The organism is Roseateles sp. DAIF2, assembly GCF_015624425.1.
In the GTDB taxonomy this organism is placed as follows: Bacteria; Pseudomonadota; Gammaproteobacteria; order Burkholderiales; family Burkholderiaceae_C; genus Kinneretia.
Genome location: NZ_CP049919.1, coordinates 954,747 through 969,104, shown reverse-complemented (window position 1 = coordinate 969,104; position 14,358 = coordinate 954,747). Strand labels below are relative to the sequence as shown.

General features: G+C 62.0%; 15 protein-coding genes. 8 read left to right on the top strand and 7 right to left on the bottom strand.

Going from position 1 to position 14,358, the window contains the following annotated elements:
* Positions 1-140: 140 nt before the first annotated feature.
* On the top strand, positions 141-905 hold the full coding sequence (locus G8A07_RS04525) for an enoyl-CoA hydratase/isomerase family protein (protein WP_195795908.1): 765 nt from the start codon (positions 141-143) through the stop codon (positions 903-905).
* A 172-nt stretch (positions 906-1,077) separates the two neighbouring features.
* Positions 1,078-1,314, top strand: coding sequence for a hypothetical protein (locus G8A07_RS04520; protein WP_195795907.1), 237 nt, complete (start codon positions 1,078-1,080; stop codon positions 1,312-1,314).
* Positions 1,315-1,341: 27 nt separating this feature from the next.
* Here G8A07_RS04520 and G8A07_RS04515 read toward each other — a convergent pair whose 3' ends face one another.
* Positions 1,342-1,887: a thymidine kinase gene (locus tag G8A07_RS04515; RefSeq protein ID WP_195795906.1), complete on the bottom strand. Its 546-nt coding sequence runs from the start codon at positions 1,885-1,887 to the stop codon at positions 1,342-1,344.
* A 335-nt stretch (positions 1,888-2,222) separates the two neighbouring features.
* Here G8A07_RS04515 and G8A07_RS04510 point away from each other — a divergent pair, with 335 nt between their 5' ends.
* A complete protein-coding gene (locus G8A07_RS04510; protein WP_195795905.1) occupies positions 2,223-3,476 on the top strand; it encodes a nucleotidyltransferase in 1,254 nt (417 codons plus the stop codon).
* A gap of 500 nt (positions 3,477-3,976) precedes the next feature.
* Positions 3,977-4,756: a hypothetical protein gene (locus tag G8A07_RS04505; protein WP_195795904.1), complete on the top strand. Its 780-nt coding sequence runs from the start codon at positions 3,977-3,979 to the stop codon at positions 4,754-4,756.
* Between the two features lie 331 nt (positions 4,757-5,087).
* Here the strand turns inward: G8A07_RS04505 and G8A07_RS04500 are convergent, their stop codons facing one another.
* Positions 5,088-5,726: a hypothetical protein gene (locus G8A07_RS04500; protein ID WP_195795903.1), complete on the bottom strand. Its 639-nt coding sequence runs from the start codon at positions 5,724-5,726 to the stop codon at positions 5,088-5,090.
* A gap of 641 nt (positions 5,727-6,367) precedes the next feature.
* Between G8A07_RS04500 and G8A07_RS04495 the strand changes: the two genes are divergently transcribed.
* Positions 6,368-8,254 carry a DUF4209 domain-containing protein gene (locus G8A07_RS04495; RefSeq protein WP_195795902.1) on the top strand — a complete coding sequence of 629 codons (1,887 nt, stop codon included), beginning with the start codon at positions 6,368-6,370 and terminating at the stop codon, positions 8,252-8,254.
* Here the strand turns inward: G8A07_RS04495 and G8A07_RS04490 are convergent.
* From G8A07_RS04490 to G8A07_RS04480, 3 genes are all read right to left on the bottom strand, one after another.
* A complete protein-coding gene (locus tag G8A07_RS04490; RefSeq protein ID WP_195795901.1) occupies positions 8,249-8,485 on the bottom strand; it encodes a hypothetical protein in 237 nt (78 codons plus the stop codon). The genes G8A07_RS04495 and G8A07_RS04490 overlap by 6 nt on opposite strands.
* Positions 8,486-8,552: 67 nt before the next feature.
* On the bottom strand, positions 8,553-9,029 hold the full coding sequence (locus tag G8A07_RS04485; RefSeq protein ID WP_195795900.1) for an RES family NAD+ phosphorylase: 477 nt from the start codon (positions 9,027-9,029) through the stop codon (positions 8,553-8,555).
* Positions 9,026-9,451 carry an antitoxin Xre/MbcA/ParS toxin-binding domain-containing protein gene (locus tag G8A07_RS04480; RefSeq protein ID WP_195795899.1) on the bottom strand — a complete coding sequence of 142 codons (426 nt, stop codon included), beginning with the start codon at positions 9,449-9,451 and terminating at the stop codon, positions 9,026-9,028. The genes G8A07_RS04485 and G8A07_RS04480 overlap by 4 nt, the downstream gene beginning before the upstream one ends.
* A gap of 309 nt (positions 9,452-9,760) precedes the next feature.
* Between G8A07_RS04480 and G8A07_RS04475 the strand changes: the two genes are divergently transcribed.
* Entirely contained in the window at positions 9,761-10,273 is a 513-nt protein-coding gene (locus tag G8A07_RS04475; protein WP_195795898.1) for a hypothetical protein, read from the top strand.
* A gap of 474 nt (positions 10,274-10,747) precedes the next feature.
* Here G8A07_RS04475 and G8A07_RS04470 read toward each other — a convergent pair whose 3' ends face one another.
* Both G8A07_RS04470 and G8A07_RS04465 read right to left on the bottom strand, forming a co-directional pair.
* Positions 10,748-11,359 carry a hypothetical protein gene (locus G8A07_RS04470; protein ID WP_195795897.1) on the bottom strand — a complete coding sequence of 204 codons (612 nt, stop codon included), beginning with the start codon at positions 11,357-11,359 and terminating at the stop codon, positions 10,748-10,750.
* 280 nt (positions 11,360-11,639) lie between these two features.
* Positions 11,640-12,778, bottom strand: a protein-coding gene (locus G8A07_RS04465; protein WP_371816427.1) for an IS3 family transposase whose coding sequence is annotated in 2 segments (ribosomal slippage) — positions 11,640-12,532 and positions 12,532-12,778 — 1,140 coding nt in all. Because the reading frame shifts where the segments join, the coding sequence is not laid out codon by codon here.
* Between the two features lie 309 nt (positions 12,779-13,087).
* On the opposite strand from G8A07_RS04465, the gene G8A07_RS04460 reads away from it, so the two are divergent.
* Both G8A07_RS04460 and G8A07_RS04455 read left to right on the top strand, forming a co-directional pair.
* Complete coding sequence (locus G8A07_RS04460; protein WP_195795896.1) at positions 13,088-13,882, top strand: RNase A-like domain-containing protein; 795 nt, start codon at positions 13,088-13,090, stop codon at positions 13,880-13,882.
* A gap of 2 nt (positions 13,883-13,884) precedes the next feature.
* Positions 13,885-14,202, top strand: a complete 318-nt coding sequence (locus G8A07_RS04455; RefSeq protein ID WP_195795895.1) for a contact-dependent growth inhibition system immunity protein — start codon at positions 13,885-13,887, stop codon at positions 14,200-14,202.
* Positions 14,203-14,358 lie beyond the last annotated feature (156 nt).

The following is a 14,358-nucleotide window of genomic DNA, read 5'->3' as shown; positions in this document are numbered from 1 at the left end:
GCTCGGGCCGGCTTGTTGCAATTCACTCTAAACAAAAGCCCCGGGATTGCCCTTAGTACGAGGCCGCATTGACAAAGCGCAAATTTCGCCCGACCAGTCGGTCGAAATTGTTGATGACTACCAAACTAGACTTCACCGCCATGAGCGACAACTCCCACCCGCCCCTGCTGCGGATCGCCGGCCCGCTGGCCCGCATCACCCTGCGCCGGCCGCGCGTCGCGAACCGGCTCGAGCTGGGCGATCTGCAAACCCTCGGCGAGCAGCTGGCCCGGGTCGACGCCGATCCCGCCGTGCGCGTGCTGCTGCTGGAGGCCCAGGGCCGGCATTTCTGCAGCGGCTTTCATATCGACGCGGTGCCCGGCGTCGATGCCGGCGCGCTGTTCGAGGCGCTGGCCAATGCGTGGGAACACGCCCGCCCGGTCACCGTGGTGGCGATCCAGGGCGGCATCTACGGCGGCGCCACCGATCTGGCGCTGGCCTGCGACTTCCGCCTCGGCACGAAGGCCTGCGAGATGTTCGTGCCGGCCGCGCGCCTGGGCCTGCATTTCTACCGCGGCGGGCTGGAGCGTTATGTGAACCGGCTCGGCCCGGCCGCCGCCAAGCAGGTGCTGCTGGCCGGCCAGACCCTGGACGCCGAGGCGATGCGCGCCTGCGGCTTCCTGGACCAGCTGCTGGACGACGGCGCGGCGCTGGACGCCGCCGTGCAGGCGCTGTGCGAGCGCCTGCTGGCCAGCGCGCCGCTGGCCCTGCTGGGCATGAAGAAGCACCTGAACGCGATCGCCGCGGGCCGGCTCGACGCCGCGGCGCTGGCCGCCGACATCGCCCGCGCCAACGCCTCGGCCGACCTGGCCGAGGGCGTGCGCGCCTGGCAGGAGAAGCGCGAACCGCGCTTTCAGGGGTATTAGGAGGTTGCCGGGTTTGGGCCTGCCAGACACCTAGAGATCGGCCCTCATGCCGACCCTCGTCATATGGTGGAAAATACAGCCCTCAGGGCGTGGTGGCCGGAATCGACGAAAATAGCGGCTGCGCGGCAGCCTCGGCCGCCGCAGGCATTCATCTCTCACTCACAGGACCAGCGTGGCCAAGGACAGTACTAAGACGACCATCGAAGCGGATGGTCTGCGTTACCGCTCTAAAGCACCAGGCTCGCCCTTCGCGGCGACCTCCTCTTTCGGGGCGGCCACCATGTCGTGCTTCTTGTGCGGCAAACATCGCCCCCGCGCGATGCTCAAGTCCAAGAAGCTGCTGGGCAAGTCCCAGCCCGTCTGCGCGCCCAGCTGCAAGGAGCTGGACGAGCAACTCGCTCAGAAGTAAGCGTCACCGAACCGAGGGCTCCGGCCCTCAGTTCGCCTGACGAAAGCAGCGCCCGCAGACCGCCCGGTAGCGGGCATTGCCGCCGATCTCCACCTGCTCGCCCTCGGTGACGCGGCGGTTGTCGGCCCCGACCCGCATGTTCATCGTGGCCTTGCGGCCGCAGTCGCAGATGGTCTTCATCTCGTCCATCTCGTCGGCCAGCGCCAGCAGCATTGCCGAGCCCGGGAACAGCTCGCCGCGGAAATCCGTGCGCAGACCGTAGCAGATCACCGGCAGGTTGTGCAGATGGGCCAGCTCGTGCAGCTGCCCGACCTGGGCCTTGCTCAGGAACTGCGCCTCGTCCACCAGAATGCAGGCCACGCCCGGCCGCACCACGCCGTCGGCCAGGAACAGCGCCAGGAAATCGCTCGCCTCGTTGAACAGCTCCGCTGCCCGTTGCGGCCCGAGCCGCGAGGTCACATGGCCGCGCCCGTAACGGTCGTCGAGCTGGGCGGTGAAGATGCGCACCGCATGGCCGCGCTCCTCGTAGTTGTGTGCCACCTGCAGCAGCGCGGTGGATTTGCCGGCGTTCATCAACGGTCTTATCCCCTGGCCGTACATACTTTACCAATAGCGGCGAAAAAACCTAATGACGACAATAGGTTAATAAACAGCCATCCCTGGAACGATGCATACATGTAAGTACATAGTTCTCAGTAGACCGACAGGTCCGCTTAGTTGCCTAGGGGTGAACCTCTTGCCGCAACTTTGCCCAGCAGAGCCAGAGATTATATGTAACATTTTTGAGGCTGTGTTAAAAACCAGCCCTACTGGTAGTGTTTGCGCCAAAAACTGCAACTAGATATAGTGTCGTTTAGCACTCTAGGCGACTGAGTGCTAATCAGTCACTTGTCGCCTTGAGGTGTGGAATGGCAGTCGTACTTCCTGACCCGCAGCGGCGTCAGTTCACCCAACGAGCATCAGCTCGGTTTTTCCATCTGGTCGACGCGGTCGGCGAAGCTCACGAGCCCACCGCAACTCAGCTTGACGCGCTCGCCTCTTCATATCAGGGCTTGGGTGAGTTCCTGACGGACTGTCCGGAGTTCCGCGGTCTGCTTAAGGAGGTCCACCCCCAGGGATCTCGAGAGCTGGGCACGCTGGTGCGGCCATTGGATGCGGGTCGCGAGGGCGTGGACATCGATTTGGTCGCAATGATGGATGAGGCCGCGATCTTCAAGTATGGGTCGAGCGATGGCCCGGCGCGACTGATCAACGACTTTCATGCTGCCTGCCTGCGTTATGCCATGGCACATGAACTCACCGTGAAACGCCATGATCGATGTGTGACCCTGCATTACGCAGGCGGAATGACTGCAGACGTCACCCCGATGATTTTGGCCCCCTCGATCGTTGCACTCCATGGGGAAACCTGTGCCCGAATTCCCGATCGAACTCGACAGAATTTCAACCTGACCAATCCCCGTGGCTATGCCAAGCGGTTTTCAACCACTGCATCTATCTCCCCAAGGTTCACCACCGGGATCGTGCTCGACTCGGCTTTTCGGGCTGGGGACAAGGCAGGCGTAGCGCCACTCCCCGACACGAAGGATGTCTTTCCGCGCTTGCTCAGTCGCTTCGTTCAATTGCTCAAGCTCAATCGCAACGTCTCCTTTGGCCTACCCACAGGCGGTGAGAACGTTGCCCCCGCGTCCGTCTTTCTGACCTCGCTGTGTCTAGAGGCCTACAAGGACCTAGCCCCACTCCCTCACGCCAGCCCGCTCGATCTGATGTTGCACATCATCGAATCGCTGCCACGCTACTTCCAGATCGAGCACAGCCATGATGGAACAGAGCATTGGCTGCTGCAAAACCCAACAGCGCAGGGCGACAACCTAGCTAGCAGCATGAATTCGCGCTCTCGTCAGCAGGCTTTTCGTCTATGGCATGCAAAGGCTCAGCGAGACATTGAAGCTATCCTCATTGCCATCGAGTCCCCGACCGGACTTGACACGCTTCTTCTCAAGATTGAGGCGGCATTCGGTGAACGCGCCGTGCGCGCCGTGCGCGCCCAGGAACTCCAGGGACAAGCGCCAACTCGCACACCAAGTCGGGTAGCTATTGTTGCCGGCACTGGCGCGACCTTTGCGACGACGTCGCGTGCTCACTCCAACTTCGGCGATTGAAGAAGAGCAAAACGCCGCCCCCGCGCAGCCAGAGCCTGGCGTTGCGCGCTTTAGAGCTTAGGCAGTTTGGGCTTCCCGGCTCGGTGACGATCCGCTCCGGCAGACTTCTGGAGTACCGCTTCCGAGTTCGGGCCAGCGATCTCGGACGAGAATACGACTGCCTGCTGAGATTGACGCCTGATGCCTATGCCCCCGAGGTCTTCGTACTCGCCCCTTGCCTGATAAATCTGGCCGGAGGCAAGCGTCCGCCTCACACCTATCGCCACAACGGTCCCGGCACAAAGCTCTGTCTCTGGTGGCCAAAAACCTGCGACTGGGCTCCTCAGCTCAAGCTGACAGAGACGTTCCTCCCTTGGACATCACGCTGGCTATTCACATTTGAAGACTGGCTCTTCAGCGGTGAGTGGTCGGCCGGAGGCGCGCACCCACCAGACGGGGACGAACGCCACCGTAGCCCTTGATGGCCTCGCATGGCATGCAAACCAGCGGATACATCACCTATGTCGCAAAGCGATCCGATACGAGACAACTACTACAGCAAGCTACAGATTGCCGACAACGCGAACAACTGGCTCTTCGCAATTGGCGCACTGTTGTCTTTCGCTGGCCTCTTCGTTGAACAGGGGAGCTGGCCTAGGGCTTACACCATAGTGCAGGTGGCGTTCTCATTGGTCGCTGCGGGCCTGTTCATCCTCGGCTTGTTTTCGCGGCTGTACTTCTTCCCTCGCGCAGAGAACAGGCGACGGCAGGACTTTTTCAGCCACGCATACAAAGTCCCGCTTTCTCACGAAGCTACCGACGGCTACTACAACAATCGACAAGTCGATCCAATTCGACGTCTCGCCGCTCAAACACTTGAGAACTCGCTCTTCACAAAGAGGATCACCTTGGAGATGGCCCGCCGCGCGCGCTGCATCGCAGCCGCCTATCTACTGATCTGGCTTGGCTGCGCAATCTCCCAGCGGTTCGACGTCGGCATCATCGTTGCGATGGCTCAGGTTGTTTTGAGCGAACAAATCATCGCCCGCTTAATCCGCCTGGAGTGGCTCCGAAGCCAGTCTGAACAAGTATTTGAAGGGCTGTACTCTCTGTTTCACACGGCCCCTACTGACGCAGCAGTCTTCGCAGCAACAGCGCTGCACCAGCTTGGAATATATGAAGCGGCGAAAGTGAATGCTGCAATGCTCTTGGACTCCAAGGTCTTCGAACGATTAAATCCAACGCTCTCCGCAGAGTGGAGCGACATTCAGATCACGCTAAAACTTGCATCGCATCCGTGATGGAGTGATCTCGGCGTTCCAGGCGATGTCGACAAAAGTCCATAGAGCCACCCCGGCGTAGTTGCATTGCATCGTGCCGGCCAACGCTGGCGGCATCGGCGCAGTGTTGCCGACGCGCCTAGGTCTTTGTGCGCAATGAAATTGAGCCTCTGCAGGCTCGATTCTCGGCAGTCAACGACTGGATGAGGCGGAGATAGCAGTCTTTGAGCCCTACGCTATCCACGCCATGCTGACACTGTCCTGCGCGCCCGTACTCGACCAGCATAGGGCGGGCCGAAGCCTCGCCACGGATCAATTTAGCGGCGAGCAGGCCCCGACCGGGGTCAGGCCTTCACCGGGCATAGATCTGGTCTTGGAGCCAGTCGGCTAGTACCTCGACCTGCTCCGTCGCACGTACTAGCTTGTTGCGGTCGACATGGATCCAGTCAGCCAGGAATGTGTCGTGGTCGTCTTCACTGACGTCAGGCCCATCATGGCGGGTGAAGAAAGGACGCGGGAACTTCTTGCGCGTCGTCGGGTCATGCTCTACCGCGTCCATCGTGAGGCTGCCGTTGTGCTGCGCGCTGTTGCGGGCGAGCACGACCTGCTCGATCACGTCGAGGTCGGCAGGGCACCCCCGGGCCCCCAACGCGCCACTGTAGTGGTTCACATAGGCCCGCACAAAACCCTTGCCCATGACCTTCTCGGCGGCGGGTGTGAGCGGGACGTAACGTTCCCAGCCCTGCAGGTAGTGCTTGATGCTCTCGGACAGCATGGTGATGCAAGCCCGACCGAGCAACTCCAACTCGACGTCGGCGCGCGACCATTCCTCTATGTATGCTGGCTTACCGCTGTCGTCCCAGGGAGGGTCATGGAAGGGAGGCTCGCCAGCCTCGATCTGTCGCTTGGTCTCGATGAATGGCACGGAGGCCGTGTCATAGAAATGCCGGATCAGCGCCGTGCGCTCGCGAAGGAAATAGGCCAGGTCCATGGCGTCAGTTTGCTCCTGTAAACCACCGTTGTTGGGATTTTCCGGATGCGCCGGGGGGAGGGCGCTGCGGAGGCTGCGAGGGATAAAGCCCCGAAGGAAGGCGCAGATAGCCAACATAAAACGCAGACTCTTTATGCTGGGTATGCTCGCGACCGGGGTGGTCAGGACAGCGGATGCGCATGCCAAGGGAGGGCTCTCCATGTGCCGCCGCGGCGGCGGCCGCAACAGCAGGGGCAGCAACCGTGGCGGCTATGGCGGCGGAAACGGTGGAGGCGATTCCAACTGCGACGCCCATGGCGGCCCAGGTGGCCCCGGGACGCCAACGGCAAGCGCCCAGGGTGGAAGTTACTGCCGCTCCATACACCGGCGGCGGCTGATGCTGCTGGCGCTTTGTGCAATGCTGGCGGACGCGCTGCCGCAGTCGAAGGCCGCCAGGCCGGCTCCCATAAGGAAGCATCCATGTCCAGCCAACGGGGTAAACCAAGGCCGTTGCCCCAGGGTTGGCGGGTCGATCATGTGATACCGCCCAAGTGCGGCGGCGCAAGCTCCGTCCAACATGCAGTGGCTGACAATCTCCGACCACCGCGTCAAAACCAAGGCCGAGGCGAAGGACTTCCGGCAGAAGAAGCTGAGAGCGCACCATGCCAGAGATGCACAAACTGCCTGAGGGCATCACGACAACGGCGGGAATCGCTCTCGCCGCGCTGAAGAACCCAGCGGACCTCCTGAAGGAATCCGCTGAGTGGGTCGACTTGTACCAGAGGCTCTCCAGCGCGGCCCGAGAGGCGGCCGAGATACCCGAACCCGACTGGCCGACCGTCAAGGCGCTGTGGCTGCTCAGCGATGCCTGCTCGATGGCCTTGCATGGCGAGAGCAACAACGCACCGTTCGTCGCTCGGTGGGCCATCGACTCGGCGCGCTCGGCCATGCCCGAGGATTTCGGGCAAGACGACCTGGCTCTGTTCTCCGCCGTGGCCGAGGCCATCGATCACCGGGGGCTGTGTGCGCGCCTGTCCGACATCGCTTGGCTGGGTTCCAAGCCCAGGAAGATCGCCGACGCGCTGCGTGCAATTGACGCCTACACGGCGAACCCGCCGCAGGGTGAAGACTGGACCAACCCGCTGCTGGAATGGGGGCGCGCCATCACCCTCTGCGTGCAACTGCGCAAGGGTGCCGGCGATCGCCTGGACAAGATCGAGGCTGCGCTGGAAAGCATCGTCGCGGAGGCCATCGGCAGCGAGGGCGGCCTGGGGCTGGCCGCAGCGCGGCTGTTGTTCGACCGACACCTTTCCCGCGACCGGGGAGCCAAGCTCGCCGAGCTGATCGCCGCCAGCGGGCGGGCTAGGCACGAAGCCGGCAACAACTTCTGGCGAGCGAGGGCGCACTTCGACTTGGCCGGTGCCTGGTTCGAGCGCCTAGGCGACCAAGAGCGCGCTGCCGATATGACGCACAGCATCGCGGTGAACTTCGAAGCCGAGGCAGATCACCGCATCGCTTTGGACGCGATGCAAGGCCATCTGGTGGCGGCCTCGTTCATCGAGGACGCGATCCAAACCCTGCGCAAGATTCCGAAGGCGCAGCGCCCCAGCAGAGGCATCGAAGCTCAACTTCAGCGGTTGCTGCACCGCGTCACCGAATCGGGCGAGAAGGCGGTCAAGGCCTTGCCGACCATCGAAAGCGGCAGAACCGACATCACCGAGTTCGTACGCGGGTCCGAGGAGGCCGTCACCGGCAAGCCGCTGCTGGAAGCACTGCTGGTGTTAACGCAGCTGCACTCGGGCGCCAGCGCCGCCAGCATGAGGGAGAACGCCAAGAAGTCCATGCGCGAGTTCCCGCTCACCACGATGTTCGGCTCCACGCATATGAGCCTCGACGGCCGGACCATCGCCAAGACGCAAGGCGGCTCCCTAAACGTATCGGAAGACGAGAACGGGGAAAAGGTCTGGGAAATCATGATGCGGTATTACGGCATCGACATCGAATTGATTTGCAAAGCCCAGATCCTGCCGGCGTTAAGCGTCATCGTGAGGGAGCACACCGTCCGTAAGGCCGACCTCACACAGCTCATGTCCCTGTCGCCGATCGTGCCGCCGGATCGCGCCGAACAGTTCGGCAAGGGCCTGTGGGAGGCTTTCGAGTATGACTTCGCGACCGCTACCTACCTGCTGGCACCCCAAGTCGAACATCTGGTGCGCTGGCATCTGAAGCAGGGCAACGTCAAGACGACCAACCTGGACAAAGAAGGCATCGAGAACGAGGTGGGGCTGAGCACGCTCGTCGAACTACCCGAGGTCAACACAATCTTTGGCGAGGACCTGACCTTCGAACTGAAGGCCTTGTTCTGCAACGCGTTGGGACCGAACCTGCGTAACGGCGTAGCTCACGGCCTTCTGGACGCCAACCATTGCCACTCGCCCGGCGCAATCTACGCTTGGTGGTGGGTCCTGAGGCTGACCATCAGGAGTTTCTGGCAGGCCAGGCGCGCCACAGCCCAATCACAGTCGCCTTCACATGCCGGAGCTTCATGATCCCCCATTCCGATGAGTCTTGATCATCGCAACCACCGTTTGACAGCAGCGACGAGATCTGGAGATTCCGACGACCTGAGTATCGGTTCCGATGGCCAGTGGTTTGAGCGTAGGACGGCCCTGCATCTCGAAGCGATCGCGGCGGCAACCGGGCAGTCGCTTGAAGGGATGGTCGTTTAGTAGCACGGCAGTGGCCGCGATCCGCGAGCGGGAAATGCTGATGCGGCTCATGATGGAACGCTCGGATCTCGATGAGGAGGGTTGAGCATCCAACACAGGCGCCCGACCGGACGGTCGATCAGACCAGTCGGCCGTCGTAGCGCCACGGGCGAACTTTTTGCGCCATGATCCCAGCGGCATCGGCATGCTGCGGATTTATGAGGACGTCGAACTCCTCCGGCACGATGACCGAGGGCACCAGCAGTAGAGCGTCGGCATCGCCCTGCAGCCACTGGTCACCTACATCCAACGATACCTTGCCCTCGGGCACGGCGCTCCAGCCTAACGGCAGCTCTTGCGCCGTCAGGACCTGACGGGCCGCCCACAGCGCGTCAGGGACGTCGATGCGCACCAAGAAGCGGTTCAGGGGGAGGCCCGCCATGTTGAGGTGCACGACGGCCTCCAGGCAGGCCAAGGCGATGCTGGAGGCCGTATACACCACCGGGCGCCCCGGCCGATTCCAGCGACCGCCGGACACCTCTGCCCCCTTGCCGCTCAGATCATGCGCTTCATAGTCCCGGGTGTCGGTGGCGATACGCCAGAGCGCCACGCTCACGCATGCGCTCCGCTGTACATGCGGGCCACCAGGTTCGAGACCAGGGCTTGCCCATCGGGGGTGTCCATGAACTCGGCAGGCCGCCGGCCACCCAGGGCTGGTAATGGCTGCTCCAACCAGCGAGCGACCCATTCGGCCGCGTTGAATCCGATCGGATTTCCCGACTCTTCGACGATGAACTCGACTTGGCCAACCAGCCTGGCCATCCCCAGTACGCGGGAACTCTCGTCGGTGGACAAGGACTTGTTCTCCCGAGCCTTGCGGTCCACCGTCGCACGCGCCAAGCCCAGGGTCAGCACCAGGCGCTCCTTGGGCATAGCCATGCGCTTGGCGATGTGCTCCACGGCCGAAGCTGGAATACCCTGCTTGACCCACCGCACCCGCTCGAATGCGTCTGCCTGGAACACCGTGAGGAAGTTCATCGGGCTTCCGCGGGCAGACTTGCCAGTCGTCGGAAGGACTGCTGCACCGATGGCTTTGGAGGCGAGCTTGGGGCGAGCCTTCACGGTGACACCACGCGCTTCGGCGCCGCGAGGAGATGGCGATTTACTCATGCTGTGGTTTAACCGTTTGAGCGTATATTTTCGCTCAAATGAGATGATTTCATTGTTTTCCCAATGTGACGCTCTGCCCTGCGCTTCAACCCGTCCTTCGAGCGGACGTGCTAAAGCTGGCTTCGTCCTGCCGATCAAAGTACAACATTAGGCATCGCCACATAGAGAGGTCGAACAATGCCGATCGACAACTGCATTCATACATTCGAGCAACTCAGTACCATCGTATTGCCTGCACATTTGAAGCGGCTGCAGCTGGCACTCCAAAGCCCGAAGCCCGCAGCAACCTTTGTCGGCTTTAAGAGCGCATGCAAGGATGCTCTGGCTCAGGTGGACAAGACGGTGGACTTTCCAGGCTGCTACGTCTTCAGCGATCAAGGAAAACCTGTCTACGTCGGAATCTCGCGCGGGGTCGTGAAGCGACTAGTCCAGCATTTGAATTTCGAGTCTCACTACGCGGCGAGCCTCGTCTACAAAATGGCCACGGAAGACTATCCGCATGAAATGAAGCGGGACCAAGCGATGAAAGACGATCAGTTCAGGGAAGTATTCCTTTCAGCGCAAGGGCGCCTTCGCCAGATGACGGTGGCCTTTGTTGAGATTAACAATGACCTTGAGCTGTACGTGTTCGAAGTGTTTGCAGCTATGAAGCTGGACACGGACACATGGAACACATTCCGCACGCACTGAACGCGATGCCTAATTCCACCGTCAACCAGGGGGTGACTTCGGTTTTCAGGAGAAGTCGACCAAAGTCCGCTTCCCCCTGGCGCAACGCTCCTACCTGATCAGGCATTCCCTCGTGTGGAGATCGATCAGCCCTCGACCCCGGTGACCGTACGCTGTGAGAAAGGGCTATTCCCGGCCGCACCACATGCATCCGGACCGCAAAGACCAGCGCGGGAAAGAGCCAGCCGGGGTGGCCGGCTGGCTGCTGTACCCTACGACGCCATGTCGGACATCTTCAACACATGCCTGCTGGCCCCGAACATCACCGTCAACAATTGCGCGGGATGGGTACAGGCATGGGGCTCCGTTCTCGCGCTGGTGGTGGTAATTGGCTTCGCGAGGCGATCGCTCTTGGCAAGTGGTCGAGTTTGGCGTGCTGCCGGCAAGTGTTCCCGATGATCAGCCGACCAGCCTTCATCGATGGCACTGGCAGCGCTAGAGGTCGATCTTCGATTTGGCCTTAGCCTCAGCTTCTCGCCGGGCCAAGTCCTTGTTCCACTCGACTGATCCAATTGATACAAGCCCCTCGTCAAGGCCCGATCCATAGCGCAGCACGTGGATCGTCCCGTCCTTGCGAACCCAGGTCGAGCTGGCCTGCTGGAAGCTCGTCCCCATCCTGTTCTTAACTACCGAGCGATCAACCCTAGTCGGTTTCCCGTACTTCGACGACAGCCCCACCACGACTCGCTCATAAGAACTTGGCTTGATGTGCACAAGGACATGGGCGAGTCGATCGTTCATAAACCTGGCGGAGAACCCACGCGCCGGCTCGCCCGCATAGGTCATGGTTGCATCTTCTCGGCCATCCGGAATAAACCACACCAACAGTTCACACGGATCTCGCCCATCCATGCAGACGTAGCCGCGCTGCAGCCCCTGAAAAGCCGCTGTCGAATCGCCAAACTTCGACCCCTTGAACTCCAAATCCTGTGCGGTCGATGGCAGCGTGACACCTGTGACGACCGCTAAGGCAGCCACCGCTAGAACCTTGCCCAAGTTGCACTCCCTGCGGATCGAGCCGTCTAGCCCCAATCCTCTGGCGTGCATGGAGCCTACCCCTTGGCACTGCATATCCATGCTGCTTCAATGGTAGGAGAGATTGATGCCCACCGCGGCTCGGTTTGCTGCCGGCGATTGTCAGCCTTGGCCACTATGGCGCCGGCCGACGCCAGGTCCACAGCCTCGCGCTCCACATCCGTGCTCAGTGCTTCCAGCGACTGGGGCCGCTGGTGACTTTGGTGACACCCTTTGTCAAAAGGGAATACCCACAATCAGGTCGCTAGGGGCAATGCCGTTGCGCTGCCCCCAGGTTTCGTAGCACTTCGATCTAGAGCCCTGGGGTTTGCATCGTAGTTGGTGATGCGGGGTTTGGCGCGGTGCCGCCCGCATGCTGGCGGCACCGTGCGGCGAACACGGCCGGCGGCACGTAGCCAAGGGTGCTGTGCGGCCGGTGGTGGTTGTAGTCCTCGCGCCAGTTGTCGATGACGCTGCGCATGTGGCTCAGGCTGGCGAACCAGTGCTGCGACAGGCACTCGTCGCGGAAGCGGCTGTTGAAGCTTTCGATGTAGGCGTTCTGCACCGGCTTGCCTGGCTGGATGAAGCGCAGTTCAACGCCGTTGCGGGCGGCCCAGCACTGCATCGTCCGGCCGGCGAACTCCGGGCCGTTGTCTGTGCGGATCACCTTGGGCAAGCCCCGCTCGGCCTTGACCTGGTCGAGCACCCGCGTGACGTACAGCGCTGGGATCGACGTATCCACAGCGATCCGCACCGCCTCCTTGCTGCAGTCGTCCACGACCGTCAGCGTCTTGATTCGTCTGCCGTTTGCCAGCTCGTCGAACACGAAGTCCATGCTCCACACCTCATCGGGTTGCATCGGGCGCACCAACAGCTGCCGCTCAGGCACCGGCAGCTTCTTGCGCCGGCGCTTGCGCACCATCAGCCCTTCCTCGCGGTAGACCCGGTACGTCCGCTTGACGTTGATCGTCCAACCTTCGAGCTGCAGCCGCCTGTGCAGCATCCGGTAGCCGTGACGGCGGTGCTGGCCGGCGAGCTCCGTCAATCGCTCACGCAGCCGGCCGTTGCCGTCGTCGCGAGGGCGGTAGCGCAGGGTGCTGGCGCTCATGCCCACCAGCCCGAGGGCTCGGCGTTCGCTCAAGCCCCTGTCCTGCAACTGCCGCACGACCTCGCGCCGCGCCGCCACGGCCATCACTTTCCCTTGAGAACCTCGCGCATCGCGTCGATCTCAAGCATCGAGTTGGCCAGCAGCTTCTTGAGCTTCGTGTTCTCGGCCTCCAGCGTCTTCAGCCTCTGTGCGTCCGACACGTTCATGCCGCCGAACTTGGCCTTCCAGGCGTAGTAGCTTGGCTCGCTGAAGCCGTGCTTCCTGCACAACTCCTTGACCGGCAGCCCGGCATCGGCCTCACGCAGGAAGCCAATGATCTGTTCCTCGGTGTATCGCTTCTTCATCGGTCCGATCTCCATCTCGGGTTGATCGGACTCTAGAACGGCCTGCTACGAATCCTCGGGGGCAGCGCACCGTCACTAGTAGTTCGCCATGGCTCGACGACATAAGCGCTCTGCACGCTTGCGAACCGACTGGCCTTAGGAGTTCAGCTCGATATGGCAAATTCGCGCGTCCCCGGACCGCTGTGCGGCAGCGAGGCAACACCTATGGACCGCGGCACGCTGTGCCTCCACCGGTCGCCAGATCCGGGTCCTATCGGCATATCGTCGTCTCGACCTGCGCCGGCTCTGTCAACGGATTCGGACCAGGGTGTGCAGATCGTTCTGACCCCGATCCAAATGGCCGCTGTCCTATCGGGCGAGACGGTCGACGAAGAGGCGACGCTGTCCAACCGACTATGGGGCGTTGGCAAGCTCGCCGCCGGCGCACTTGAGCTCATCGGAGCCGGCGCACTGCTGCTCGCGCCAGAGCCTACAGCTCTGACAAAGGTGGGAGGCGCCGCTCTCGGCGCTCACGGCCTTGATACTTCGTCGTCGGCTGTGCGCCAGATCATCTCTGGCAAAGACACCACCACGTTGACCGCCGAAGCAGCGCAGTCGCTATCCACCGCGCTGGGGGTTGATCCAAAGACTGCGGAGATGATCGGGCTCGGCGCCGACATCGCCATCCCCCTCATCGCCGGCGGCGTTGGTGCGCTCCGCGTCATCGCAGTCCGTCGCGGTGCGATCAGCCTAGCGGCAGAGGAGGCCGCCGGCGGCCACACGATCCTCAAGCACGTAGGCCAGACCGAGGTGCAGTTGCGTACCCGCCTGGCAACCCAAACCCGTATCCCCGCTGCATCCACCTTTCGGACGCTGGCGGAGGCCGAGCGCCATGTCTCCGCCGCAATGAAGGCCCATCGCACAGCAATCGAGGCATGGGCCAAGACGTCTACGGTCGGCGGCCGACCCCTCACAGTTACCTATCAGGCCAGCACCTCGGTTGGGCAAGGCGTGGTGCGGGCGACGGGGCAGCTGCAGCAGATGAGCAAGCTTGTCGTCGTCTTGCGGCGGGTTCAGCAGCAGAATCGGGTCTACTTTGTCCTCACGTCCTACCCGATACCCTGACCATGCCAATCATCATCTCCAAGGGACAAGAGCTTTACCCCGAGCTGGCCGCGTTCATGGGGGGCTGGTTCCATCAGGACTTTGACATTCACGGCGACTCCTTGGAGGAAGTGGTTGCGGCGTTCAAGGCGGAAAGCGACCCCGATCTGATCCGCCCCTTGGTCGACGATATCGATGCGTTCTTGTCCTCCGGCGATGAAGGCATGGATGCAAGGTTCCAGGAACTCTTCAATCCGGACATCATTCCTACGGCCTTTCGACCGACCACCCGAGAGTTTCTGGTCGCGATCCGAGAGGAATTGATCGCAGAACGAAGTTAGTTCGCTCATGCGTGTGCGCCCACAAAGCTGACCCGGCAAGCGCGTGGTCATCAACCCTGAGTAGACCTTACGCTACCCATGATGGTCTCCCATCGAGTTGAGGGCCAAACAGGATGCGCGTAGGCGACGCCGGGCGCCATGGCCTACCGCGCGAGC

Bases quoted from the DNA above. Each gene is read 5' to 3' on its own strand.
- G8A07_RS04525 (WP_195795908.1), top strand. From the start codon at position 141: ATGAGCGACAACTCCCACCCGCCCCTGCTGCGGATCGCCGGCCCGCTG.
- G8A07_RS04515 (WP_195795906.1), bottom strand. From the start codon at position 1,887: ATGAACGCCGGCAAATCCACCGCGCTGCTGCAGGTGGCACACAACTAC.
- G8A07_RS04510 (WP_195795905.1), top strand. From the start codon at position 2,223: ATGGCAGTCGTACTTCCTGACCCGCAGCGGCGTCAGTTCACCCAACGA.
- G8A07_RS04505 (WP_195795904.1), top strand. From the start codon at position 3,977: ATGTCGCAAAGCGATCCGATACGAGACAACTACTACAGCAAGCTACAG.
- G8A07_RS04500 (WP_195795903.1), bottom strand. From the start codon at position 5,726: ATGGACCTGGCCTATTTCCTTCGCGAGCGCACGGCGCTGATCCGGCAT.
- G8A07_RS04495 (WP_195795902.1), top strand. From the start codon at position 6,368: ATGCCAGAGATGCACAAACTGCCTGAGGGCATCACGACAACGGCGGGA.
- G8A07_RS04490 (WP_195795901.1), bottom strand. From the start codon at position 8,485: ATGAGCCGCATCAGCATTTCCCGCTCGCGGATCGCGGCCACTGCCGTG.
- G8A07_RS04480 (WP_195795899.1), bottom strand. From the start codon at position 9,451: ATGAACTTCCTCACGGTGTTCCAGGCAGACGCATTCGAGCGGGTGCGG.
- G8A07_RS04475 (WP_195795898.1), top strand. From the start codon at position 9,761: ATGCCGATCGACAACTGCATTCATACATTCGAGCAACTCAGTACCATC.
- G8A07_RS04470 (WP_195795897.1), bottom strand. From the start codon at position 11,359: ATGCACGCCAGAGGATTGGGGCTAGACGGCTCGATCCGCAGGGAGTGC.
- G8A07_RS04455 (WP_195795895.1), top strand. From the start codon at position 13,885: ATGCCAATCATCATCTCCAAGGGACAAGAGCTTTACCCCGAGCTGGCC.